Genomic DNA, 24,282 nt, shown 5'->3' on the forward strand with positions numbered 1-24,282 from the left:
CTTCAGTAATGGAAAATAGTCTTGATCTGTTGGAAAACGAAGCAATCACCATTTTCCGTGAGGTCGTTGCCCTGTTCGAGCATCCAGTGATGCTCTACTCTATTGGCAAAGATTCTTCCGTGTTACTTCATCTGGCACGCAAAGCCTTCTATCCAGGAAAAATCCCTTTCCCATTGTTACATGTGGACACCGGATGGAAGTTTCGCGAGATGATTGAGTTTCGTGACCGGATGGCAGCCCAGTATGGATTCACCTTGTTGGTTCACACCAACAAGGAGGCAAAGGATAAAGGAATTAATCCATTTGACCATGGCTCTTCTTACACCGACATAATGAAAACTGAAGCACTCAAGCAGGCACTCAATAAATACAAGTTCGATGCTGCATTTGGTGGTGCTCGTCGTGACGAGGAAAAAAGTCGCGCCAAAGAGCGAGTGTTCTCATTTCGTGATGACCAGCATCGTTGGGATCCAAAGAATCAACGCCCGGAACTTTGGGATATTTATAATACACGTATTCATCCGGGTGAAAGTATCCGCGTATTTCCCTTATCGAACTGGACAGAGCAGGATATTTGGCAGTATATCTATCGCGAGAAGATTGAGATAGTTCCTCTCTATTTTTCGGCTCCCCGCCCGGTTGTGGAGCGAGGAGGAACCCTTATCATGGTGGATGACGACAGAATGCGCCTTCTCCCTGGGGAAACGCCGCAGATGAAAACGGTGCGTTTTCGCACTCTGGGTTGCTACCCACTGACAGGTGCATTTGAGTCAAATGCAGACACGCTACCCGCTATCATCGCTGAGATGCTTCAGGCGAGAACATCGGAGCGGCAAGGGCGCCTCATCGATTCGGATCAGTCTGCTTCGATGGAAAAGAAGAAGATGGAGGGGTATTTCTAGAATGGCTAAAGAGCTCATGATCAGCGATTTTGATGCGTATTTGACATCGAACGAGCAGAAATCGCAGTTACGCTTTCTGACCTGCGGTAGTGTAGACGATGGTAAGAGCAGCCTGATAGGCCGATTGTTGCACGACTCAAAGTTGATCTACGATGATCAGCTCGCGGCCCTGCAACGAGATTCTCGTAAGTTCAATACCACAGACCAAGAAGTAGATCTGGCTCTGTTAGTCGATGGGCTTCAGGCCGAACGCGAGCAGGGTATTACGATTGATGTGGCATATCGCTATTTTTCTACCGACAAGCGAAAATTTATCATCGCCGACACTCCGGGCCATGAACAATATACACGGAATATGGCTACTGGTGCCTCACACTGTGACTTGGCCATCATACTCATTGATGCCAGGTCGGGTGTAAAGCCCCAGACACGACGTCATAGCTATATTTGTTCGCTGCTTGGCATAAGGCATATCGTTGTTGCCATCAATAAAATGGATTTGGTGGGCTATGAGCAACAATGCTTTGAGAACATTTGTCATGACTTCATGGCTTTCACCAAAGATCTCAACTTTGTCGAGCCCCAGTTTATTCCTCTCTCTGCATTGCGTGGTGACAACGTGGTAGAGAGAAGCTTGGTGATGCCCTGGTATCAGGGCGAAACCTTGCTGACTTGTTTGGAGACCGTCGAGGTTAATCCGCCAGTGAATGGTGCCTTACGTTTCCCGGTGCAATATGTGAATCGCCCTGATGGAGAATTCAGAGGTTATTGTGGCACCGTCGCTCGTGGCATTGTTCGAGTAGGGGATTCGGTTCGCGTTTGGCCATCAGGAAAAGAGAGCAAGGTCGAACGTATTGTGACGTTTGATGGAGACCTTCCTTCTGCTGAGACGGGGCAGGCCATTACCTTGACACTCAATGACGACATAGATATCAGTCGTGGTGATGTCATCGTGTCCAATGATGAAAAATGGAAGAATGTGTCTCATGTGAGTGGCATGCTCGTATGGTTACATGAGCAGCCATTACAACCCCATCAACAATATGAGATTAGAATCGGGACTCGGGTCTTAACAGGTTCTGTCGATGCAATTGACTATCGCATTGATATTAATGACTTTTCACATCATGCAGCGGCTCATCTTCGGCTTAATGAAATTGCGCAGTGTAAGATAAAATTCACCCAGTCTATACCTGTCGATCTTTACCAGGAAAGCCATAAAACGGGTTCATTTATCATCGTCGACAGGATATCGAACGCCACATTAGGCGCAGGTATGATCAGTGAAATCCCGTCTGAAGAATGTCGGCAAGACTCCAAATTCAGTGACTTTGAGTTGGAGTTAAATGCGCTGATCAGGAAACACTTCCCTCACTGGGATGCAAAAGATATCCGTGAGCTACTATGACATCTGAAGCATTATGGGTTTTGCTCATCTTCCTCATTACCCTGGCTGCATTGGCTTATTGGCACCATAGAGCGGAAAAGATCTTTGGCTGTGCTTTACTCGTGCTTTATATTTCCGGTGCGATTAGCAGTGATGACTTGATCGCCAGTGCCGCAAATCAAGGTCTTGTGACGCTGGTGCTGCTGCTTTGTACCGCGTTCGTACTTGAGCGGACTTTTTTGCTACAACGTATCACCAGCTGGATGCTGGCCAGTAGTTTTACCGGAAGTTGGTGGCGCGTTATGCTATCTGCTCTGATGAGTTCAGCCTTTCTCAATAATACGGCAATCGTATCTATTTTGTTGGGCCCCTTGCGAGCGTCCCAACAGCACCCGGGTCGTCGTCTTATCTTGCCGATGACTTACGTGGTTTCAATGGGAGGCATGCTGACATTAGTTGGTACTTCAACCAACTTAATTGTTAATACTATGATGCTGGATGCAGGGTTAGAGGGATTACATCTGATGGATTTTTTCCCGGTTGGAGTGATCGCCGCTGCGTTAGGCCTGGCATGGCTATGGATTGCACGTAATCTATTGCCGAATGATAAACTCGATAATGATGCCTTAATGCCCTATCTGTTAGAGGCAAGAGTTTCGGATAACTCCTCAATGATAGGCAAAACTGTGGCACAGGCGGGGTTACGGCATCTTCAACGTCTGTTTCTCGTTGAAATTATCAGAAGGGGCAGTTCTTTGCGCCCCGTTGCTCCTGGAGATAGATTAGAGGCCGGTGATACCTTGTTATTTTCAGGTGATCCAACAGCCGTTGGCCTTCTTTCGCGTTTTTCGGGGCTTGATAACTACGCTGAGCGTCACGGTATACAGGGTGATGAGCTAACAGAAGTTCTTGTCTTACCTGACTCACCACTATGTGGGTGTATGCTTAAAGACACTGATTTTAGGGCGAAATTTGATGCCGCCGTTGTTGCTATGCGACGCAATGGAGAAACCCTGTCTGGCTCATTGGGTGAAAAGACGCTGCAAGGTGGCGACTTTCTTGTATTAGCGACGGGTCTTGATTTCTCCAATAGAAATAATTTGGCCAAAAACTTTCTCATTATTCGTGGCGCTAAACCAACCAGCGCATTCAGGCCATTAACTGAATGGCTAATGATAGGTGGTTTTGTATTGTCTATCACACTCTCTGCGTTAGGTTGGGTGTCTCTTCTCAAGGCGATGATCTGTTATTTTGGATTGTTGTTATCGACGGGAGTATTAACACTTAATGAGCTGCGCCGGCGATTCCCATTTGGCCTATGGCTGATCGTCATGGCGGCATTAGCCCTGGCGAAGGCAATGGAAGGGAGTGGCTTGATGGGCTACGTATCGAGTCTGGTTAAGGTTGCACTGCAAGATGTGTCACCCTATGTTGCCCTTATTGGTGTCTTGTTTGTTACTTGGTGCGTGACCGAGTTGGTCACCAACAATGCCACAGCCGCAATGATGACGCCGGTTGCCCTCGCTGTTGCACAAGGACTGGATGTTTCTCCATTGCCTTTTGTAATGGTGGTCGCTTATGCATCCAGCTGTAGTTTTATTAATCCATATGCTTACCAGACTAATCTGATGGCATTTCGTGCCGGTGAATACGGGCTTGGTGATTATATCAGAGTCGGCTTGCCGCTATCGATATTGTATTTGGTCGCAATAGTATGTCTAGTTCCTCTCATCTTCCCATTTTAGGCAGGGTTTTCTATGAGCAATGATCTTACATGGCATCATCATAAGATAACGGCAGCTCAGCGTGCGGCACAAAAGCATCAGCGGCCAGCCGTATTGTGGTACACAGGGTTGAGCGGTTCAGGAAAATCGACGATTGCCAACTTGGTCGATGAAAAGTTGTACAAGATGGGGTGTCACAGTTTTTTACTTGATGGTGATAATGTTCGCCATGGCCTCAATGGAGATCTTGGCTTCAGTGATGCTGACCGTGTAGAAAACATTCGGCGTGTTATTGAGGTTGCATCGTTGATGTCGGATGCAGGTTTACTTGTGCAAACCGCGTTTATATCTCCTTTTGCAGAGGATCGTACTTTAGCAAAAGCCCGCTTGGGCGAGCGAATGATCGAGATTTACGTCGATGCATCGCTGTCCGCGTGCGAGGCTCGTGATCCAAAAGGGCTATATCGCAAGGCAAGGGATGGGGCCATTAAAAATTTCACCGGTATAGATTCCAACTATGATGTCCCTAATAACCCCGACGTCATTGTCAATACTGTCAATCTGAGTGCAGATGCCTGTGCTCAAGAGATCGTTACGTTTCTGGTGAACAAGGGATGGATCGGAACCGGTCCTGCTGGTGCATGAGTAAAATGTTGACAATTTCTTTAGTGACTTATCATCCAGATTTGGAACTGTTATCCCGAACGCTTGTCTCGTTGCATAAGGCAGTTGAATGGGCTGGAATTAGCGCGAGTCTGAAACTGATAGACAACTCGCAGCGAGTATCTGAGCGACTTAGCCAAGCCTGGGTCAATCAATTTTGGCATGGCTCATTCGAGTTGGTGCTGTCTGGGAAGAATGCCGGCTTTGGTGCTGCCCATAATCTTTCGTTAGGGCACGGTGATGACTATCATCTGATTTTGAATCCGGATATAGAAATTGCCGAAGATGCGCTGAAAAATGCTATCGTCTTCATGGAAAAACACCCTAAATGTGGTTTGCTTACCCCCTATGCGACATGGGATGGGGGCGTTGTTCAGCGTCTGTGCAAGCGTTATCCAACCGTGTTGGATCTTATTCTGCGTGGGTTTGCACCTCGACGGATCAAAAGAGCATTTAATGGTCGGTTATCCAGGTATGAGATGTCCGATCAGCTCAATGGCCAGGATGTGCTGTGGGATCCTCTCATTGTCAGCGGCTGTTTTATGTTGTTTCGTTCGGATGTCTTGCATAAATTAAAGGGCTTTGATTCCCGGTTTTTTCTCTATTTTGAAGATTTTGATATTAGTCTTCGAGCAGGCAAGTTAAGCAGAATTGCGTATGTTCCACAGGTCAAGGTAGTTCATCATGGCGGGCATGCATCTCGTAAGGGATTGCGGCATATCAGGATGTTCGGGCGCTCCATGGTGACCTTCTATAATATCCACGGTTGGCGTTGGTGGTAATGAGAATAATGGCATGAATGTGTTGGTCTCAGGAGCCAATGGGTTTGTTGGCAAGGCAGTGTGCGAGCATCTTATTGAGCTTGGTTTCAATGTGAAAGGCGCCGTTCGTGGTGAACCCATGACCTCTTATCAAGTCGTTTCCCCTGCGTTGAGTGAGAATGCAAATTGGGCAACGTCGTTGCAAGGTATGGATGTCATTGTGCATTGCGCCGCACGGGTGCATGTGATGTCTGAGTGCGATGCTGATCCCTTGTCTGCTTTTCGCGCGGTGAATACGTTGGGTACCTTGAACTTGGCCAGGCAGGCGGCGAAGTCTGGCGTCAAACGTTTCATTTTTATCAGTACGATCAAGGTGAATGGCGAATCGACCGAGCCGGGCAAGCCCTTTACAGAACAGATAGTGTCTTCACCTATTGACCCCTATGGTCGTTCCAAATATGAGGCCGAACTCGGCCTGTTGGCGCTGGCAAATGAGAGTCAAATGGAGGTGACTATCATTCGGCCTCCTCTTATCTATGGTGCTGGGGTGAAGGCCAACTTTGCTAGCATGGTGAAGTGGGTTCTAAAGGGTATTCCTTTGCCGTTTGCTCGGGTGGACAATGCCCGCAGCCTACTGGGGTTGCCGAACCTGTGTGATTTCGTGGCTCGGGTTTTGACACATCCTGGCGCAGCGAATCAGGTCTTTCTCGTGGCGGATCCGAAGCCGTATTCAACGTCAACCTTGCTCGGTGAGATTGCCTTGGCACACGGCAAATCGGCACGCCTCTTCTATATCCCTCCTACCATTATCAGGGTTTTGGGCAAAGCATGCGGGTTGGATGCAAAGCTTCAGCGCCTCTTTGGCTCGTTGGAAATGGATACCCGTAAGGCCCGGCGGCAGTTACAATGGCATGCACCATATACCATCACCGAGACCCTATCTTCGATGGCTTCATCTCATACTGAGTCCTGTTGATGCTGTTACTCCTTTCTGTGCTGATTGTGACGTTGTTGCTGTCTGTCTTTTGTACCGGTTTATTGAGACGCTATGCCCTGACTCGTCTGCTTGATCACCCAAATCATCGTAGCTCGCATCAGGTCCCGACTCCGAGAGGGGGAGGGATGGCGATTGTCGCCACCTTCTTGCTCGGTGCGCCCCTGTTGATCGCGTTTCTTCCGAGTGTGAGCGCCTTGCCTTTCCAGAAGCTCATCGTGTTATGGCTAGCCGCGTTCGGCATCGCCGTGGTTGGATTTATCGACGACCACATCTCTCTTAGGGCTTCGACGCGCCTGTTGGTGCAGGGGGCGGCGGGGGCCGGTGTGGTCTGGGCCGCAAGTGGTCTCCCGGTGGTCACCCTATTAGGCATGGACCTTGATCTTTCCTGGGGTGGTTATCTGCTGGCCTGGGTTGGGGCCATCTGGATGGTCAATCTCTATAACTTCATGGATGGAATCGACGGTCTGGCCGCAGGGGAAGCCGCCGTCGTGTGTCTTTTCATGGCCCTCTTTCATTATCTGGATTCTGGCGTATGGGACTCCGGTGCTTTGGCCCTGCTGCTGTGTGCCGCAGTGGCTGGTTTTCTGTGCTGGAATTTTCCTCCTGCCCGCATTTTTATGGGCGATGGGGGGAGCGGCTTCCTGGGCCTGACACTGGCTACCCTGATGCTACTAGATGCGGGCCAGCAACCGCATTATCTGTGGGCATGGTTGGTGATGTTGGGGATATTTGTGGTGGATGCGACCTGGACCCTGTTCAATCGCTTTCGTCATCACTGTCGTTTAAGTGAGGCACACCGTACCCATGGCTATCAATATGCGGCGAGGCGTATGGGCAGTCACCGAATTGTGACGCTAATCGTGCTTCTTATAAATAGTTTCTGGTTGGCCCCGATAGCAGCCATGATTATTGGTGGCTATCTCGACGGACTCATTGGCTTGGTCATTGCTTACTTGCCTCTGGGCGCCTTGGCTTACCACCTGAATGCAGGAGTACCAGAATGAAGCAGGGCGCATTTCCTGGCAGCAATCAATTAGTCACATGTCTGAGTTCGCTTTCGCGTACCAGCAAGAGGATGGTATCGGTTCTTGTCGATATGCTGCTTATTTCAATCAGCTTCTGGGGGGCATTCTGGATTCGTCTCGAACAGGAGTGGCCAATCACGAGCCCCCATCACTGGACGCTGCTAGCGGCCATCATAGTGGTGAGCATCGCAGTCTTTATTCGTCTAGGACTTTATCGGGCAGTATTACGTTATGTGAGTTTTCGCGTACTCTGGACTATATCGCTTGGTGCTGCCCTTTCGACCTGTTTCTTTGTGGTTTCTGCATTCTATTTCGATCTCTTTCTACCCAGAACCGTCTCTGTTATCTATCTCTCTTTCCTCGTGTTGCAGGTGGGTGGGGTGCGACTGTTTTTCCGCGCACTGCTTAATACGACCCGCCTTGCTCGCACTCAGGTGCTGATCTATGGCGCAGGCGCTTCCGGGCGCCAGTTGCAGGTTGCGCTACATCAAGGCAGTGAGTTTTATCCTGTTGCCTTTGTCGATGATGATCCGGCCAAGCAGGGATGTGTTATCCAGGGGTGTGCCGTATACAGCAGCCGGTTGTTGCCCACCCTAATCCATGAGCATGGGGTACAAAAGATTCTGCTCGCCATGCCGAGCTGTGGCCGTGCTCGTAGACAGGAAGTCATCCAGGGTCTCGAAGAATTGGAATGTGAGGTCCTTTCTATACCCGGGATGGCCGATCTGGTGAATGGATCTGCCACCATCGATCAGCTCAAAGAGGTCTCTATCGAGGATCTGCTGGGCCGAGAGCCAGTCGATCCCGTAAGGCATCTGCTCGAGGCAAATATCAAAGGCAAGATGGTCATGGTGACGGGGGCTGGCGGTTCGATTGGTTCTGAGCTGTGCCGTCAGATCTTGCGCTGTCACCCCACCAGACTGGTGTTGTTTGAGCTGTCGGAGTTTGCGCTGTATCAGCTGCATAAAAACTTGCGCGAGCAGTGCAAAAGAGAGGGGCTCGACACCGAGCTGGTTCCCTTGCTCGGCTCCGTGCAGCGACAGCATCGCCTTAAAACTGTGATGCAGAGTTTTAACATTGATACGGTCTACCACGCTGCGGCCTACAAGCATGTACCACTCGTCGAGTTCAATATCATCGAAGGGGTCCGTAATAACGTATTTGGTACTCTCTATGCGGCTCAGGCGGCCATCGATGCCGGGGTTGAAACCTTTGTATTGATCTCGACTGACAAAGCGGTCCGGCCGACCAATACCATGGGGGCGAGCAAGCGGTTGGCCGAGCTGATTTTACAGGCGCTGACCCGTGAGAAACACAACACCCGTTTCTGCATGGTTCGCTTTGGCAATGTGTTGGGCTCTTCAGGCTCGGTGGTGCCGCTCTTCAGGCAGCAGATCAGGAAGGGGGGGCCAATCACCCTGACTCATCCAGAGATCATCCGTTACTTCATGACCATACCGGAAGCGGCGCAATTGGTGCTGCAAGCGGGCTCCATGGGCTCTGGTGGAGAAGTGTTTGTGCTGGATATGGGGCAGCCGGTCAAAATTATTGAGCTCGCCAAACGGATGATTCGACTCAGTGGCTTGGCCCTGCGTGATGAGCAGCATCCGGATGGGGATATTGCTATTGAAGTGACGGGGTTACGGCCAGGGGAGAAGCTCTACGAAGAGTTACTGATTGGTGATGATGCTCAAGGCACCGAGCACCCCAGGATCATGATGGCGCAAGAGCGCTGGCTCCCCTGGACACTGTTGCGGCCCGTATTGGCAGCATTGGATGATGCCTGCCATGCCTTTGACCATCAACAGGTTCGAGAGCTGCTGATGAATGCTCCTACGGCGTTTGAGCCGACGGATGGTATCTGCGACTTGGTTTGGTTGGCCAAGCAGCAACATCAACACCAGTCGAATAATGTCGTGCAGCTGCCGACACACAACATTCAGTTTCTCCAATCCCGTAATTAGGCGCTGGGTTGATTGAAAACGCGGCAATCACGCCGGCTTCGACGGGGATGGGTCGCAAATTTGTGGGTCCAGTATGGTGTCTGCACATCGGTGCCACTAGGATAAGAGCAGGTTTTTAAAAGGAAAACATGCATGGAACCTTTGCTCAGCCCGCTCGAAGCCCGCATCATTGGCTGCCTGATCGAAAAGGAGGTCTCGACCCCGGATCAATATCCTCTCTCACTCAATGCGCTGGTCAATGCCTGCAATCAGAAGAGCAACCGCGATCCCGTGCTTTCCCTCAGCGAACGAGAGGTACAGTCGGCGCTCGATCTCCTGATTGCTCGCCGTCTGGTGAGCAATGTCGCCAACTTTAGTGCCAGAGTGGCTCGTTATCAGCATCGTTTCTGTAATACCGAGTTTGGTGATCTGAAGTTTTCTCCCCGTGAGCTGGGGGTGGTGTGCGAGCTGCTGCTGCGTGGTGCCCAGACCCCGGGTGAGCTGCGCTCTCGTACGGCGCGTCTGTGCGAGTTTGATGAGGTGACCCAGGTAGAGGCGGTGCTACAGGCGCTGATTGAGCGTGGCCCCTATGTGCAGAAACTGCCGCGTGAACCCGGCAAGCGTGAGTCCCGCTATCAGCATCTCTTCAGCGGGGCGCCGGATGTGGCCGCTGAGCCCGCGACAGATCGCCTGGCCGAGCTGGAGGCAGAGAACGCCACCCTGCGCGAGGAGATCACAAGGTTGCAGCAGGTCATCGCAAATTTTCAATCTCATCAATAAGTTAATAAGCCCCTATTGAGGGGCTTATTTTTTGCCGTCACTGTCATTAATTTGGCGTTGCGCTCTTGTTCAGGCGATCCCGAGCGATTAGACTTCCGGCAGATGTTGTCGTAGCGCTCACCGGAAGGATGAATCAATCATGCTGGACCTTTCTATCTTAATCGTCGACGAGAGCGCCGAGCGCTGTCGTCAGTTGTCCGGTCTGCTCACGTTTATGGGGGTTGCCTGGCAGCAGGTCGACGAGGAGGATCTGGAGGTCGCCATCGAGGCGGCGCCGGTACAGGGGATCATCCTTGGAGAGCTCAAGACCCATACCCTGAGCGCCTTGTTGGAGCGTTACCCCAGGCTGCCGTTTCTTTCGCTCCTGCCGGGGCAGGGGGAGCAGCGCAATTTTATCGGTACCCTGGAGACGCCCTTCGATTACGAGTCGCTGACCCGCGTGCTCCATTTCTTCCAGGCTTTTGCCTCATTTCATCCCAGGGTGCAGCAGCACGATAAGGGGCAGACGCTGCTCCGCTTGCTGGTGGGCAAGGGGAAGGGGATCCAGGAGGTGCGTCGTCTCATCGGCCAGGTGGCCGAGACCGAAGCCAACGTGTTGATCCTCGGTGAGTCGGGCACTGGCAAGGAGGTGGTTGCCCGTGCCATCCACGAGTTGTCTGCGCGCGCCAAGGGACCCTTTGTTCCTATCAACTGTGGCGCCATTCCTGCCGAGCTGCTCGAGAGTGAACTCTTCGGCCACGAGAAGGGGGCCTTTACCGGCGCTATTGCCGCACGTCGCGGCCGCTTCGAGTTGGCTCAGGGGGGGACCCTCTTTCTCGACGAGATAGGGGACATGCCCATGCCGATGCAGGTGAAGCTGCTGCGGGTGTTGCAAGAGCGTCAATACGAGCGCGTGGGTGGAGGTAAGGTGATCGACGCCGACGTGCGGGTAATCGCGGCGACTCACAGGGATCTGGAGGCGATGATCCGCCAACAGGCGTTTCGCGAGGATCTCTATTACCGTCTCAACGTCTTCCCCATCGAAACGCCGCCGCTGCGCGAGCGGGTCGATGACATTCCGTTGCTGTTGCAAGAGCTGCTGGCCCGTCATATCGAGCAGCATAAGGCTTGGATCCGCCTCACTCAGCGCGCCACGGAATCTTTGATGCAATACCATTGGCCCGGCAACGTGCGTGAGCTCTCCAACCTCATCGAGCGGCTGCTGATCCTCTATCCCAATCGCATCGTCGATGTGGCCGATCTACCCTCCCGCTATCGCCTGCTTCCCTGTGACGTGGCGAGCCCTGAGCCGAGCGATTGGGAAGAGAGAGAGGCGTTGGCCTCGGTCTTTCAAGATACTCCCGTGCTCGAGCCGACAGCGGCACCCAATCCGATGCAGCTGCCGCAGGAGGGGATCAATCTCAAGGAGATGCTCGCCGAGCTGGAGATCGAGTTGATCCGCCAGGCGCTGGAGTCACAGGACGGGGTCGTGGCACGGGCTGCCGATATGCTGGGCATGCGTCGTACCACCCTGGTCGAGAAGATGAAGAAATATGGGATGACGAAGGAAGGATAGGGTCAAACTCTTGACAGAACCTTATCAACCTATTGATTTCATTCGAATTGTCTGTTTGGCATGGTAATTGAATAAACCTGCTCATGTTGAATCTTGAGTCAGGTTTATGACCATGCAGACCCACACTGATGTGACCCCGGCCTATCGCCAGCTCGATGCCATCTTTGCCGCCCTGCCGACCGGTGTCTTGGTGCTGGACGCCGGTGGGGTCATTCGTCGTGCCAACCCGGCCGCCGTGGGGCTGTTGGGAGAGCCTCTGGAGGGCGAGCTGTGGCGCCAGGTGATCCTGCGCTGTTTCCAGCCCCAGGAGGACGATGGCCATGAGATCTCCTTGCGCGATGGTCGCCGGGTCCAGCTCTCTACCCAGCCTCTTCAGGATCAACCCGGTCAGCTCATCTTTATTAACGATCTGACCGAAACCCGTCGCCTGCAAGACAGGCTCAACCATATGAAGCGCCTCTCTGCCCTCGGCAATATGGCGGCTTCTCTGGCCCATCAAATCAGAACACCGCTGTCGGCGGCCATGCTCTATGCCGCCAACCTCGGCAATCGCACCCTTAAACCCGAATCACGCAGCCAGTTTCAGCAGAAGTTGATGGATCGACTGCAGGATCTCGAAAAGCAGATCAACGATATCTTGTTGTTTGCGCGCAGTGGTGAGAGCCAGGTCGTGTGCGCATTGTCGCTCGATGAGCTGCTGACCCAGGTGGCGTCGGCGGCCGAGGCGTATTGCGAGCAACACGGCTGTGAGCTGCAGATCCAGGCCCCTCAGGGGGCGCTGATGCTGATGGCAAACAGCAATGCGCTGGTCGGGGCTATTAATAACCTCATCGCCAACGGCCAACAGGCGGGGGCAACCCGGATCCTGGTGACGACGGCGCCGCGTGGCAATCGGTTGGAGCTGCGCATCATCGATAACGGTCGGGGCATTACTGCCGAGCAGCAGGCCCGGATCTTCGAACCCTTTTATACCACCCGCAGCCAGGGAACTGGCCTGGGGCTGGCGGTCGTGCAATCCGTGGTGCGTTCCCATCAGGGCGAGGTGAGCGTCGCGTCGGTTCCCGGTGAGGGGAGTTGTTTTACCCTGTCTTTGCCACTGCATGAGAGTGCAGTCGGTCGTCTTGGAGGTGTGGCATGAGCCAGGCACGCATTTTAGTTGTGGAAGATGATGGAGGCCTGCGCGAGGCGCTGGTGGATACCTTGCTCCTGGGTGGGTATGAATGCCGTGAGGCCGACAGCGGCGAGCAGGCGCTGGTGATGCTCTCGCGTCAATCCTTCGACATGGTGATCTCCGACATTCAGATGGGCGGCATGGATGGGCTCACCCTGTTGCAGACCATCCGTCAGCAATATCCCCAGACGCCGGTGTTACTCATGACGGCTTACGCCAATATCGATGGCGCGGTGCGCGCCATGCGGGAAGGGGCGATCGACTACCTGGCCAAACCATTCTCGCCCGAGGTGCTGCTCAATCAGGTGAGCCGTTACGTTCCGGCCCAGCGCGTCGAGAAACGCACCGTCGTTTGTGGGGATGTGCGCAGTGTCGAGCTCTTTCAGCTTGCCGCTCGAGTGGCGCGCAGCGATGCGACCGTGATGATCTCGGGGCCGAGCGGCGCCGGCAAGGAGGTGCTGGCCCGCTATATCCACGACCAATCCAGCCGCGCCGATCAGCCCTTTATCGCCATCAACTGTGCGGCCATCCCCGAAAATATGCTGGAGGCGACCCTCTTTGGTTATGAGAAGGGGGCCTTTACCGGCGCGGTGCAGGGGTGCCCGGGCAAGTTCGAGCAGGCTCAGGGGGGAACCTTGCTGCTCGACGAAATTACCGAGATGGATCTGGGGCTGCAGGCCAAGTTGCTGCGTGTCTTGCAGGAGAAAGAGGTCGAGCGTCTGGGCAGTCGCAAGGTGATCCCCCTCGACGTGCGGGTGCTCGCCACCAGTAACCGGGATCTTAAACGCGCGGTTCAGGAGGGAACGTTTCGCGAGGATCTCTACTATCGCCTCAATGTCTTCCCGCTGCGCTGGAGCGCCCTGTGCGAGCGTCCCGGCGATATCCTGCCGTTGGCCGAGCACCTGCTCACCCTCTATTCTGCCGAGCAGGGGTTGGCGCTGCCTGCCATCGAGCCTGCCGCCGCCGAGTTACTGCTCGAATATGGTTGGCCCGGCAACGTACGCGAGCTGGCCAATGTGATCCAGCGGGCGTTGATCCTCTGTGATGGCGAGTGGGTCCGCGAAGGGGACCTTATCCTCGAAGAGGAGGAGATGGGCGGTCAGGACGAGTCGTTCAGAGAGCGGCAACCGGGTCTGGAGAAGCTCGGCAATGAGCTCAAGCAGCAGGAGCACCAGATCATTCTCGATACCCTCAACCAGTGTCAAGGGAGCCGTAAAGCGGTGGCCGAGAAACTGGGGATCAGTCCTCGAACCTTGCGCTACAAGTTGGCCAAGATGCGTGATGCCGGGATCGAGTTGCCAGCCTAGCTCCCCCCGTCTCCCTGATTTATCATGGCTCTCTCAATCAAGGGGCTCGGCTGCGGCCGGGCCCGGGGAGTCATGATGATCAGTAACAACAAACTCGAAAACCTCCTTAACCAGCTCCTTGAGGCCCATGCCATCAAGGATTACTGCCCCAATGGGCTGCAAGTTGAGGGGCGTGCACGTATTCGGCGTGTGGTCACCGGGGTGACTGCCTGCCAGGCCCTTATCGATCGCGCCGTCGAGCTGGAGGCCGATGCCATCCTGGTCCACCACGGTTACTTCTGGAGCGGTGAGCCGGCGGTACTCAAGGGGATGAAACAGCGCCGCATCAAGACGCTGCTCACCCACGATATCAATCTCTATGCCTACCACCTTCCCCTCGATATTCATCCCGAACTCGGTAATAACGCCCAGCTGGCCAAGTTGCTCGGGATCACCCTGCGCCGCGGCCTGGAGCCTTGGAACAGCAAGAGTGTGGCCATGGTCGGCAAACTGGAAGAGCCGGTGAGTGGTGAGCGCTTCGCCCGTCGGGTCGAGGCAGCTCTGGGGCGCGGCGTTTTGCATGTGGGCGACAGTGGGCCCGAGCTCATTCGCTCCATCGCAATCTGCACCGGCGGCGGTCAGAGCTATATCGCGCAGGCCGCCGAACAAGGGGTTGATGCGTTTATCACGGGAGAGGCGTCAGAGCAGACGGTGCATACGGCGCGTGAGATGGGAATACACTTCTTCGCGGCGGGGCATCATGCCACCGAGCGTTATGGGATCCAGGCATTGGGCGAGTGGCTTAAGCAGGCCCACGGACTCGATGTTATCTTTGTTGATGTCGATAATCCGGTATAAAAAAATACCAGGGTAGAAATACTACCCTGGTTCTTCGCAGCAGCCATAGAGGCAAAGGGATTACATCAGTTGTTGCGGTGTATGTTATTGAATTGTTTCTTTTGTGTATATGTGTGTTGTGGTTTTCTGGCGAGCCGATGGCATTAGTTTGACCTGGCTCACACTCATGGCAGGGGGGGCGTGAATGGAACTGCTTAATCGCGGGACGCTGCAACAATTAGAGCGGGATATCGGCAGCGATATGCTGCCCGTCGTGATCCGGGTCTTTCTCGACGAGGTTGGCCAGCAGCGTAATCAGCTGGGGCCGCTATTGGCTGCAGAAGAGGTGGTGGCATTGGGGCGTCTGGCGCACAGCATCAAGTCGTCGTGTGGCAGTTATGGCGCCGAGCTCAGCCAGCAGCAGGCAGCGCAGATTGAGCTGCGGTGCCGAAACGGTGAGCCTGCTGCGGCCCTCAAGGGCGATGTCACGGCACTCGAACACTCCCTGGCCGAGGTGTTGGCTCAGTTGTCAGAGATGGCGGCCTGACGGTAACGCCTGTAGCCACTGCTCGAGGGCGACTCTGAGCTTTTCCCTGTCATGGCGATGGGGGAGGGCGCTCTCGCCGAGCTCGGTCTCGATCACAGTGCCGGGCCAGGCGCCACGTCGGCTTCCCGGTGGCGCCAGTACGGCATCGAGACGTCCCCGGCCGAGCTGCGACTCCAGCCAGTGGCACTGGGCTTCCAGATCCAGCTGACCCGCTGGGCCGGCTTCATCGACCAGATTGGTGATAAAAAGCAGCGGTGCACGGCTCCGCTCTATGGCGCCGGCCAGCTCGGGCATCAGCAGGGGTGGCATGATGGAGGTGAAAAAACTCCCGGGGCCAAGCAGGATCAGCTCTGCCCGCTGGATCGCCTCGAGGGCCTCGGCAATGGCGGGCACCGGGGGATGCAGAAATAGGGAGTGAGGAGGGGTGTCGAGTTGATCCACCGATACCTCGCCGATGATGTGGTTGCCACAGGGGGTACGGGCACAGAGATCGGTCGGGTGCTCCGACATGGGGAGTAACTTGGGCTCGATGTGCAGCATGTCGCTGATGAGCTCGATGGCGTCGAGAGGACGCACGCAAAGGTTATCCAGTGCCAGTAGCATCAGGTTGCCCAGGTTGTGTCCGGCCAGCTCCCCGTTACCCGCGAAGCGGTACTCGAAGAGCAGGCTGCCCGTGCTGGGGTTGGTAACCAGTTGGTTGAGACAGTTACGCAGATCTCCCCAGGCGATGCAGGACTGGCTCTTGCGAAGGCGCCCGGTCGAGCCGCCATTGTCAGTGGTGGTGACAATTCCGGTGAGGCGGGGCCCGAGGAAGGAGAGGGCCGAGAGCACACGGCCCATGCCGTGACCCCCACCGAGGGCAACCACCTGTTTAACCTGTGTCAGCGCGTCAATTGGCATCGGACTCCTCTCTGCTCAGGGAGATAAGCGAATAATTGGGTGTACATGGAATAATTCTTGCTAGTTCAAGCGTTTGTGCTTGAGGGGTTTATTGTGGATTATTTTACCGCGCAATCAAATCGAGACTGCTCTATCGCGGCTGCACAGCACCTCATCGAGCAACTTTTGGCCCATAGTGCGGCGATGCCTTCCTTACTGATCCTCTACTTTGCCGAGCGTTATGATGCCGAGGTGCTGCGAAGGACCCTGAACGAGGTCTTTCCCGAGAGCCCGTTGATAGGATGTAGCTCTTGCCAAGCGGTGCGCACCGTCTCACTGGATGAGGTGCCGGTCGCGCTGGCGGCCATCTATGACGAGCAAGGGGCCTACGGGGTTGCCGGAGGCAGTCACACCGAAGGGGATGTGCGGATGTGGCTGCGCCAAGCCATGGCGGCCTGCGATCGCCCCGGCGAGTTGCCCCAGATGGTGCTGCTTCACACGACTCCGGGGGGCGAGGAGGCGCTGCTGGCCGAGCTGGATGAGGAGCTTGGCGGAGCGGTTCCCGTGATCGGTGGCTCTGCGGCGGATGATCACCTGCAGGGTCACTGGCGTCTTTTCTGGCAGCGGCAGACCCTGACCGAAGGGAGTGTGCTGGCGGTGTTTTATCCCAACTGTGAGCTGGTCTTCCAGTTTCATGCCGGCTATCGCCCCACAGAGCACTCCGCCATCGCCACTCGCGTCGAAGGACGCGAGATCATCGCGCTGGACCAGCGTCCAGCCGCCGAGGTGTACGGCGAGTGGGTCGGCAATACCCTACCCGAGGGGCCTGTACTGCATGAGACCACCTTTTTCCCACTGGCTCGGCTCACCGGTAACGTCTACGGCATGCCCTGTTTCAAGCTCTCGCACCCCGAGTCGGTGACGGCGCGGCGCGGCTTGCGCCTCTTTACCGACGTCAGTGAAGGGGAGCGCCTGGTTTTGATGCAGGGGAGCGAATCCGGAGTCCTCGAGCGCAGTCTGTTGGCCGCCCGTATCGAGCCTGAATATGGCATGCCCGAGAAGCTGCATCCTATCGGTGCTCTTATCATCTTCTGTGCCGGTTACCGCTATGCCCTGGCTAGCCGTATAGACGAGATCATCGGTCATTACAATCAGCGCCTCGAAGGAGTACCTTATCTTATCCCCTTTACCTTCGGTGAGCAGGGGCGTATGCCTCAAGGGGAGTTGGTACACGGGAATCTCATGATCTCGAGTGTGATTTTTTGCCGCGGCGCGTGAAACCGAGGAGCGGATGACCCATCACGATTCATTGGAAATGCTGGGGGAGCGATTACAGGCGACCCTGGCTGAGTTGGCACGCACTCAAGAGCGGGAATCCCACTATCGTAGTGAGTCCGATACCCTGCTCAAGGGGGTTGCCGCGCTGGCGGATGCACAAGATCTGGATGCCGTGCTGGCCGGTCTTATCGGAGCCTTGCAGCCTTTCATCGGGTTTGAGGCGGCCACAGTGCTTACTGTGGGGCCGAGCGTCTGCACTCCTATCTTCAGCTCACAGGGTGACCATACGCCAACCTGTTGGCCCTTGGGGCGCGCCTTTGAGCGCGCCTTGGCAGGGGAGACCCTGGTGCTCTATGAACCTGCCCTGCTACCGGATTTCCTTCCCGTTGCGCATGACGCCAGATGGCGCAGTGTCCTGGTGACCGGTCTCACTGTGCCGGGCTTTGAGGGGCTGCTGCTCTGTCGCCACAGCCGCCAGGGGGCGCTCGATCTCAAGAGTAAGGCTGCCTTGCAGCGGTGCCGGCCGCTCATCTCCCAGGCGCTGGTCAATATCGCGTATCGCAGCCGCTTGCAGGATCAGGTCAGGCTAAAAACCCAGGCGTTGCAACTGAGCAAGGCGCGTTTTCGCAGCTTTGCGGGCATGGCGTCGGACTGGTTCTGGGAGTGTGATGCCGAGCATCGGCTGCGCTATATCTCGACCCCGGATCAGAAAGAGGCGGCCTTGAGCCAAAACCTGGTGGGAATGAGTCTGCTGGAGTTGCCCCTGATCCCCCATGAAGGGGAGCCGGATTATCATCAGCTGCTGGGACGTCTCGAGCCGGTGCGTGGCCTGCGGGCCGCCCTGCGGCGCAAAGAGGGGCTGGTCTGGCTGGAGATCAACGCCGCACCGGGTTTCGATGAGGCCGGTCGATTCGTTGGTTATCGAGGAACGGCCAGGGATATCAGTCCCCAGATCCGCCGCGAGCTGGAGCTGGCGGCGGCGCGTGATTCGGCGCAGGCGGCGAGCCTTGCCAAGTCGCGTTTTCTGGCCATGATGACCCACGAGATACGCTCTCCCATGAATGCCGTGCTGGGGATGCTGGACTTGTTGCAAAGCGCCCCTCTGGGGGGGGATCAGCGCGCCTTGTTGGGCCATGCGACCCACTCGGCCAAGTTGCTGCAGACCATCATCGATGATGTCCTCGATCTCTCCAAGATCGAGTCGGGTACCTTACAGATCCACTGTGAGGAGATGGACATTCGAGCCCTTTGCCAGCTCAACCTGGCCTCCTTCTATCGCCAGGGGGAGGAGAAGGGGGTCGCCATTACCCTCACCGTCGCCCCTGCGGTACCAGAGCATCTGTTCGGCGATCCGGTGCGGATCTCCCAACTCATCGGTAACCTGGTGGGTAATGCCCTGAAGTTTACCGAGCGAGGAGAGATTGCTATCACGCTGGATTGGCGCCGTGAGCGCCTCTGTGTGGCGGTGGAAGACAGCGGGATCGGTATCGAGGAGTCGCAAGTCGAGCGACTGTTTGAGCCGTTCGTGCAAGGGGACAACTCGGCCTCACGCAGTTATGCAGGGGCGGGATTGGGGTTGGCCATTTGCAAACGTCTGGTACACCAGATGGGGGGGGAGATCGGTGTGCTGAGTACCCTTGGCCAGGGAAGCCGTTTTTGGTTCGAACTGCCCGGCCTGGCGCTGCCGTGCGAGCATCACGCCAGTGAGCCTGAACCCGACGGGCCGATACGCCCGCTCGATATCCTGGTGGTTGAGGATAATAGGGTTAACCAACTGGTGGTCTCTCTGATGTTGCAGAGACTGGTTGCCGGGGTGCGCCTGTGCGATAGCGGGGTGGCGGCCCTGGAGCAGGTCGCCTTGGTGAGGCCCGATCTCATCTTCATGGATATGCGGATGCCACAGATGGACGGGCTTGAGGCCACACGTCGGCTGCGTCGCTTGGGGTATGACGGCGTCATCGTCGCCCTGACGGCCAATGCCATGTCTGACGACAGGTCCGCCTGCCTTGCCGCCGGTATGGATCATTTCCTGGCCAAACCCATCAGCCTCTCTCAGCTGCGGCACTGTATCGATGCCTACTTTCCCGGCTCAGGCGGATAAAAAAAAGGTCAACCTGAATCAGGTTGACCAATTCTTCAGCATAACTGAAGAGAGCACGGGATAAATCGGGTTGTTCCTACTATATGAAAAAGTCGTGCCAACTTTTTCTCTTGTATTTTCCCGTTGTTTTGTCGTTTTTATGAGCGAATCGTTGCATATTGCGAAATTCTTACGTCGCAAAATGCGATAATTGCATTTTGCATTGCTCGTCAGGGCGTGATGAGCTTGTGCAAGAACTGTCTGGCGGCATCGCTGTTTTGCTTGGCGATGAGTCCCTGTTTCTCTTGCACCGGCATCGGCAGCAGCTCCAACCAGCGCTGGCAAATCCAGGCAGCATCCTCGTAGCGTTTCTCGGGATAGAGTTCATCGAGCTCGGGATACTGGGCAAAGATGTCTTGCAGCCGGGTGACCAAGACCTCGTCGCTGTTATCTGAGGTGAGTCTCGGCCAGTTGGGCAGCGGCTCGACCTGAGCGCGCTTGATCCCACGCTCGTCGGTGTGCAGCTGATGGATGCTAAAGCGCTCCAGTCCAAGCACAGTCACACCGAGCAGGCCATCGTTGAGGGTGTAGAAGTCGATCACCTTCACCCTGGTGCCCACCGGTAAGATGCGACCGGAGAGGCCGGTAGCCGTGTTCTCTTCCATCACTATGCCAAAGCCGCGATCGTCTATCAGAGACTCCTTGAGCATCTCGATATGATTCGGCTCGAACAGCCGCAGCGGAAGTTTCCCCCCCGGCAGTATGTGCGAGGGCAGGGGGAAGAGGGCGATAGATTGTTGTGCCATGATGCGGTCTCCCTGTCTGAAGCTGTGTCAAACAGGACTTTGCAGCTGGCGTGCCAAGAAATAAAAAACGGGCACAAGGCCCGTCTTATCGCTCTGTGAGGGTGCTTATTGGCGCTGCTCGAGATACATTACAGCCGCCTCAACACGGCTCTGGGCCTCGAGTTTCTTCAGGAGACTCTTCACGTGCACCTTGACCGTACCTTCCGAAATGTGGAGGACAGAGGCGACCTGTTTGTTGGAGAGTCCCTTTGCAATTTCGCGAAGGATTTGCATTTCGCGACGCGTCAGGCTCTCCAGTTTCTCCTGCAGGTGGTCAGTCTCATAGAGGTTCTCCAGGTAGGGGCGCAGGGGCTCGCTCAGGATCTGCTTGCCACTCATCACCTCCTCGAGCTGCGCCAGCAGGAGCTCGGGCTCTGTGTCCTTGAGCAGATAGCCGTCGGCACCGGCCTTGAGCAGGGCCACCACATCCTGGCGTGAGTCGGAGACGGTGAGGATCACCACCCGGGAGGTGATCTCTTCGGCACGAAGGGCACGAAGGGTATCGAGACCGGAGAGCCCTTTCATATTGAGATCGAGCAGGATCAGGTCCGGCTCAGATTCACGAGCCATGGCGATGGCGTCGGCGCCGTTGGCCGCCTCGCCGGTCACCTCGAAGTTCTCTTCCAGTGAGAGCAGCTGCACAATCCCTTTGCGCATCAGGGGATGGTCATCTACGACCAGAATGGAATAGTTGAAATCGTCCATCAGGGTTCTCTTGTCTGCAAAACGGGAAAAATAAGGTGCACACAGGTTCCTTGGGGAGTGCGATCACTGATGCTCAGCTGTCCATGCAGCTTGCTAGCCCGCTCGTTCATGATGCTCAGACCGTAGTGATTTACAGCGGATCTGGATGAGCCTATGCCCACTCCGTCATCGGTCACTTGAACCTGGATAGTACCATCGGAGAGGGTTTCGCACCTAACATCAATCACCTGGGCATTGGCGTGTTTGATCGCATTGAGAACTGCCTCACGAATGAGCTGCAATATGTGAATGTGCTGGCCGGCCTCGAGATCGTTGCTCGACAGGCGGTAGTCGAGTTCGATGCGAGCCTGGGTCTGGGGCTTGAGCTGCTCGAGCATCACGGCAATGGCCTCGCCCAGATCCAAATCCCCTATGGTGAGGCGGAAGGTGCCCAGCAGCTCCCGCAGCTGGGTATAGGCGTTGCCGAGCCCCTCATCGATCTGCTGCATCGCCTGCTCGGCCTTCTGGGTCTGCCCCTTGGCAAAAGAGCGCTTGAGCAGAGTGGCCTGGATCTTGAGGTAGGAGAGGGCCTGTGCCAGGGAGTCGTGCAGTTCGCGGGCGATGACGGCGCGCTCCTCCATCAGCAGCAGTCGCTGGTGTTGCAGCAGAGACTGATCCTTGTGCACCACCTGGGCCAATAGCATGGCGAAGTTCTTCATCAGCCGCTGATCGATAGGGAAGTCGCTGATGAGATCGAGCCGACCATACTCCTGCTCGTCCATCTGCAAGAGGAAGTGCTCGACCCCGTCGATATCCCCCGGCCAGCCGGTGCGACCCGTGATGTAGACCGGCATGGCATTGCGCTCGAAACGGGTGAGACGAATATGGGCGATACGCTGGTGGGCGGCGGCCCGGTCCAGTAGCTTGGCCAGGGTGTGGCTGCTCAGGGGCGCCTCGTGCAACTTCTGGGCTGTGCTGTAGAGAAACGAGAGGGTATCGTTGGCCTGTTGCAACTTGGCGGTCTTCTCTTCCACCTTGCCCTCGAGATCCCGATAGAGCTTGTCGAGCTCGCTCGCCATGGTGGCAAAGGCGCCCGACAGCTCGCCCAGCTCGTTGGGCCAGCGTGGTGGCAAGTAGAGGTGGAAGTTGCGCTGCTCTATCTGGCGGGCGCAGGCCACCAACTGGTTGAGGGGCGCCACCACCTGCCTGCGGGTGAAGCGCACCGTGAACCAGGCGATCACTATGATGGCGAGCAGTCCCAGCCCCTCGGCCAGCGCCAGCATCCGCACCTTGAACTCCACGTGATACTGCATCTCGTTGACGAAGTCGTCGATGGCCGAGACAAACCGCTCGGTATTGGCCGAGTAACGCTCAGGGGTGTCATTTTCGATGTGCAGGCGCATCATCTGCCATTCGTCCAGGACGCGGCTGTAGGTGCGGCGCAGCGAGGCCGGCGTTATCCAGCGCTGGGTTTCCTGCAACTCGCCGGCATGCAGGGTCTGTTCAAATTGGGCGAGGCGCGAGTAGACCGGCTGGTCCTTGGAGATCTCATAGGCCATTCGGTAGGCCTGCATGCGCAGGGAGCCCGAGAGGTTGATGGCCTTGGCGTCGGGGACTGAATAGAAGAGGGTGACCATGGCCACGACCGCGATGAGGCTCGCCATGAAGAGGATCAGCAGCATGGAGCGGCCGATGGCGCTGCTCACCGAGCGCACTTCGAACCAGGTTTTCATCGGAAATAGCAACCACATTCAAGAAATACCCCTTTGGTAACGTGGGCATAGTAACCCATCTTGTGCTAGCATCGGCACACTATTGAACTCCGAAGCCGTCTTGCCTAAGTCCTTGTCTGGATAGGGGAGGCCGGCCGAACACCCGGGTTGCCGGCGTGTTAAGGGTCAGGAAAGAAATGCCCTGGTCTCCCGTATTTGGAAAGGTGTTTATGTCGCTGCTTGTGGACGGCCATGCCCGTCGCTTTCACTATTTGCGCCTGTCGGTCACCGAGGTGTGCAACTTCCGTTGCACCTATTGCCTGCCCGACGGTTATCAACCCCAGGGACGCAACCACTTTCTGACCCTCGATGAGATCGGCAGGGTGACCCGTGCCTTCGCGGCCATGGGAACGCGCAAGGTGCGCCTGACCGGGGGAGAGCCCTCTTTGCGTCGTGACTTTACCGATATCATTCGGACGGTGGCGCAGACGCCGGGGATCACCCAGGTCGCCATGACCACCAACGGCTATCGTCTCAAGGAGCGGGTTGCCGAGTGGCGTGAGGCGGGCCTGACCAGCCTCAACGTGAGCGTTGACAGCCTCGATGCCCGTCAGTTTCACCGTATCACGGGGGAAGACAAGCTCGCCGAAGTAATGGCCGGCATCGATGCGGCGTTGGCCGCAGGCTTTGAGCGGGTCAAGGTCAATGCGGTGCTCCTCAAGGGGCTTAACGACAGCGAGCTCACCACCTTCCTCACCTGGATCAAGGATCTACCCATCGAGCTGCGTTTTATCGAGCTGATGCAGACCGGCGAGATGGATGATCTCTTCACCCGTCACCACGCCAGTGGCGAGGTGCTCAAGGGGCAGTTGCTCGACGGAGGCTGGGTGCAGCAGCTGCGGGCTCTCGATGCCGGGCCCGCACAGGTCTTCACTCACCCAGACTACCGGGGCGGTATCGGCCTCATCATGCCCTACAGCAAGGACTTCTGCGCCGGATGCAATCGCCTGCGGGTCTCTTCCCATGGCAAGCTGCATCTGTGCCTGTTCGGCGATGAGGGGGTCGTGCTTCGGGATCTGCTGGCGGCGGATGATCAGCGTGAAGCCCTGATGGCTCGGGTGCAACAGGCACTGGGTCATAAGCTGGCGACACACCGGCTGCATCAAGGTGACAGCGGCACCACACCCCATCTGGCTTCGCTGGGCGGATAAGCCACGCCAAATAGT

The 24,282-nt window shown here is 56.0% G+C and carries 21 protein-coding genes and 1 riboswitch; of the genes, 17 read left to right on the forward strand and 4 right to left on the reverse strand.

Annotated features, from left to right (window positions below; translation table 11 throughout):
- Positions 1-8: 8 nt before the first annotated feature.
- The 14 genes from cysD (at position 9) to BN1121_RS17990 (ending at position 15,578) form a co-directional block, all read left to right on the forward strand.
- Complete coding sequence (gene cysD, locus BN1121_RS17925; protein ID WP_005349892.1) at positions 9-902, forward strand: sulfate adenylyltransferase subunit CysD; 894 nt, start codon at positions 9-11, stop codon at positions 900-902.
- 1 nt (position 903) lies between these two features.
- Entirely contained in the window at positions 904-2,310 is a 1,407-nt protein-coding gene (gene cysN, locus BN1121_RS17930; protein ID WP_005349891.1) for a sulfate adenylyltransferase subunit CysN, read from the forward strand.
- Positions 2,307-4,034: an SLC13 family permease gene (locus BN1121_RS17935; RefSeq protein ID WP_005349889.1), complete on the forward strand. Its 1,728-nt coding sequence runs from the start codon at positions 2,307-2,309 to the stop codon at positions 4,032-4,034. The genes cysN and BN1121_RS17935 overlap by 4 nt, the downstream gene beginning before the upstream one ends.
- A gap of 12 nt (positions 4,035-4,046) precedes the next feature.
- On the forward strand, positions 4,047-4,658 hold the full coding sequence (cysC, locus tag BN1121_RS19605; RefSeq protein ID WP_081606404.1) for an adenylyl-sulfate kinase: 612 nt from the start codon (positions 4,047-4,049) through the stop codon (positions 4,656-4,658).
- Between the two features lie 5 nt (positions 4,659-4,663).
- Positions 4,664-5,458, forward strand: coding sequence for a glycosyltransferase family protein (locus BN1121_RS17945; RefSeq protein ID WP_043157259.1), 795 nt, complete (start codon positions 4,664-4,666; stop codon positions 5,456-5,458).
- Between the two features lie 13 nt (positions 5,459-5,471).
- Positions 5,472-6,413, forward strand: coding sequence for a UDP-glucose 4-epimerase family protein (locus BN1121_RS17950; RefSeq protein ID WP_005349883.1), 942 nt, complete (start codon positions 5,472-5,474; stop codon positions 6,411-6,413).
- Complete coding sequence (locus BN1121_RS17955) at positions 6,413-7,438, forward strand: MraY family glycosyltransferase (RefSeq protein ID WP_043157258.1); 1,026 nt, start codon at positions 6,413-6,415, stop codon at positions 7,436-7,438. Before BN1121_RS17950 ends, BN1121_RS17955 begins: the two co-directional genes overlap by 1 nt.
- Positions 7,435-9,423 (forward strand): polysaccharide biosynthesis protein, encoded by a 1,989-nt coding sequence (locus tag BN1121_RS17960; protein WP_005349878.1) that lies wholly within the window; start codon positions 7,435-7,437, stop codon positions 9,421-9,423. Before BN1121_RS17955 ends, BN1121_RS17960 begins: the two co-directional genes overlap by 4 nt.
- 132 nt (positions 9,424-9,555) lie before the next feature.
- A complete protein-coding gene (locus BN1121_RS17965; RefSeq protein WP_005349876.1) occupies positions 9,556-10,182 on the forward strand; it encodes a YceH family protein in 627 nt (208 codons plus the stop codon).
- A gap of 139 nt (positions 10,183-10,321) precedes the next feature.
- Positions 10,322-11,737 carry a sigma-54 dependent transcriptional regulator gene (locus tag BN1121_RS17970; RefSeq protein WP_005349870.1) on the forward strand — a complete coding sequence of 472 codons (1,416 nt, stop codon included), beginning with the start codon at positions 10,322-10,324 and terminating at the stop codon, positions 11,735-11,737.
- A 106-nt stretch (positions 11,738-11,843) separates the two neighbouring features.
- Positions 11,844-12,875, forward strand: a complete 1,032-nt coding sequence (locus BN1121_RS17975) for a sensor histidine kinase (protein WP_005349867.1) — start codon at positions 11,844-11,846, stop codon at positions 12,873-12,875.
- Positions 12,872-14,215, forward strand: coding sequence for a sigma-54-dependent transcriptional regulator (locus BN1121_RS17980; RefSeq protein ID WP_043598169.1), 1,344 nt, complete (start codon positions 12,872-12,874; stop codon positions 14,213-14,215). The genes BN1121_RS17975 and BN1121_RS17980 overlap by 4 nt, the downstream gene beginning before the upstream one ends.
- A 75-nt stretch (positions 14,216-14,290) precedes the next feature.
- Positions 14,291-15,052, forward strand: coding sequence for a Nif3-like dinuclear metal center hexameric protein (locus BN1121_RS17985; protein ID WP_005349857.1), 762 nt, complete (start codon positions 14,291-14,293; stop codon positions 15,050-15,052).
- 184 nt (positions 15,053-15,236) lie between these two features.
- The gene (locus BN1121_RS17990; RefSeq protein ID WP_005349856.1) at positions 15,237-15,578 is read left to right on the forward strand and encodes an Hpt domain-containing protein; all 342 of its coding nucleotides are present in this window, start codon (positions 15,237-15,239) and stop codon (positions 15,576-15,578) included.
- Here the strand turns inward: BN1121_RS17990 and BN1121_RS17995 are convergent.
- Positions 15,561-16,478, reverse strand: coding sequence for a gluconeogenesis factor YvcK family protein (locus BN1121_RS17995; RefSeq protein ID WP_005349855.1), 918 nt, complete (start codon positions 16,476-16,478; stop codon positions 15,561-15,563). The genes BN1121_RS17990 and BN1121_RS17995 overlap by 18 nt on opposite strands.
- Before the next feature lie 183 nt (positions 16,479-16,661).
- Between BN1121_RS17995 and BN1121_RS18000 the strand changes: the two genes are divergently transcribed.
- Together BN1121_RS18000 and BN1121_RS18005 are read left to right on the forward strand one after the other, a co-directional pair.
- Positions 16,662-17,735, forward strand: a complete 1,074-nt coding sequence (locus BN1121_RS18000; protein WP_005349854.1) for an FIST signal transduction protein — start codon at positions 16,662-16,664, stop codon at positions 17,733-17,735.
- A gap of 13 nt (positions 17,736-17,748) precedes the next feature.
- Positions 17,749-19,836 carry a hybrid sensor histidine kinase/response regulator gene (locus tag BN1121_RS18005; RefSeq protein WP_043598171.1) on the forward strand — a complete coding sequence of 696 codons (2,088 nt, stop codon included), beginning with the start codon at positions 17,749-17,751 and terminating at the stop codon, positions 19,834-19,836.
- Positions 19,837-20,045: 209 nt separating this feature from the next.
- Here BN1121_RS18005 and BN1121_RS18010 read toward each other — a convergent pair whose 3' ends face one another.
- From BN1121_RS18010 to narQ, 3 genes are all read right to left on the reverse strand, one after another.
- Positions 20,046-20,621: an LON peptidase substrate-binding domain-containing protein gene (locus BN1121_RS18010; RefSeq protein ID WP_005349853.1), complete on the reverse strand. Its 576-nt coding sequence runs from the start codon at positions 20,619-20,621 to the stop codon at positions 20,046-20,048.
- Between the two features lie 105 nt (positions 20,622-20,726).
- Complete coding sequence (narL, locus tag BN1121_RS18015) at positions 20,727-21,365, reverse strand: two-component system response regulator NarL (RefSeq protein ID WP_005362809.1); 639 nt, start codon at positions 21,363-21,365, stop codon at positions 20,727-20,729.
- Positions 21,365-23,077, reverse strand: coding sequence for a nitrate/nitrite two-component system sensor histidine kinase NarQ (gene narQ, locus BN1121_RS18020; RefSeq protein ID WP_005362807.1), 1,713 nt, complete (start codon positions 23,075-23,077; stop codon positions 21,365-21,367). The genes narL and narQ overlap by 1 nt, the downstream gene beginning before the upstream one ends.
- Before the next feature lie 76 nt (positions 23,078-23,153).
- Positions 23,154-23,299: riboswitch (molybdenum cofactor riboswitch) on the forward strand.
- On the opposite strand from narQ, the gene moaA reads away from it, so the two are divergent.
- Positions 23,287-24,267 (forward strand): GTP 3',8-cyclase MoaA, encoded by a 981-nt coding sequence (gene moaA, locus BN1121_RS18025; protein WP_005362805.1) that lies wholly within the window; start codon positions 23,287-23,289, stop codon positions 24,265-24,267. It overlaps the preceding riboswitch by 13 nt.
- The last annotated feature ends 15 nt before the right edge of the window (positions 24,268-24,282 follow it).

Origin of the sequence: Aeromonas diversa CDC 2478-85 (assembly GCF_000819805.1) — a bacterium.
Classification (GTDB): Bacteria; Pseudomonadota; Gammaproteobacteria; order Enterobacterales; family Aeromonadaceae; genus Aeromonas; species Aeromonas diversa.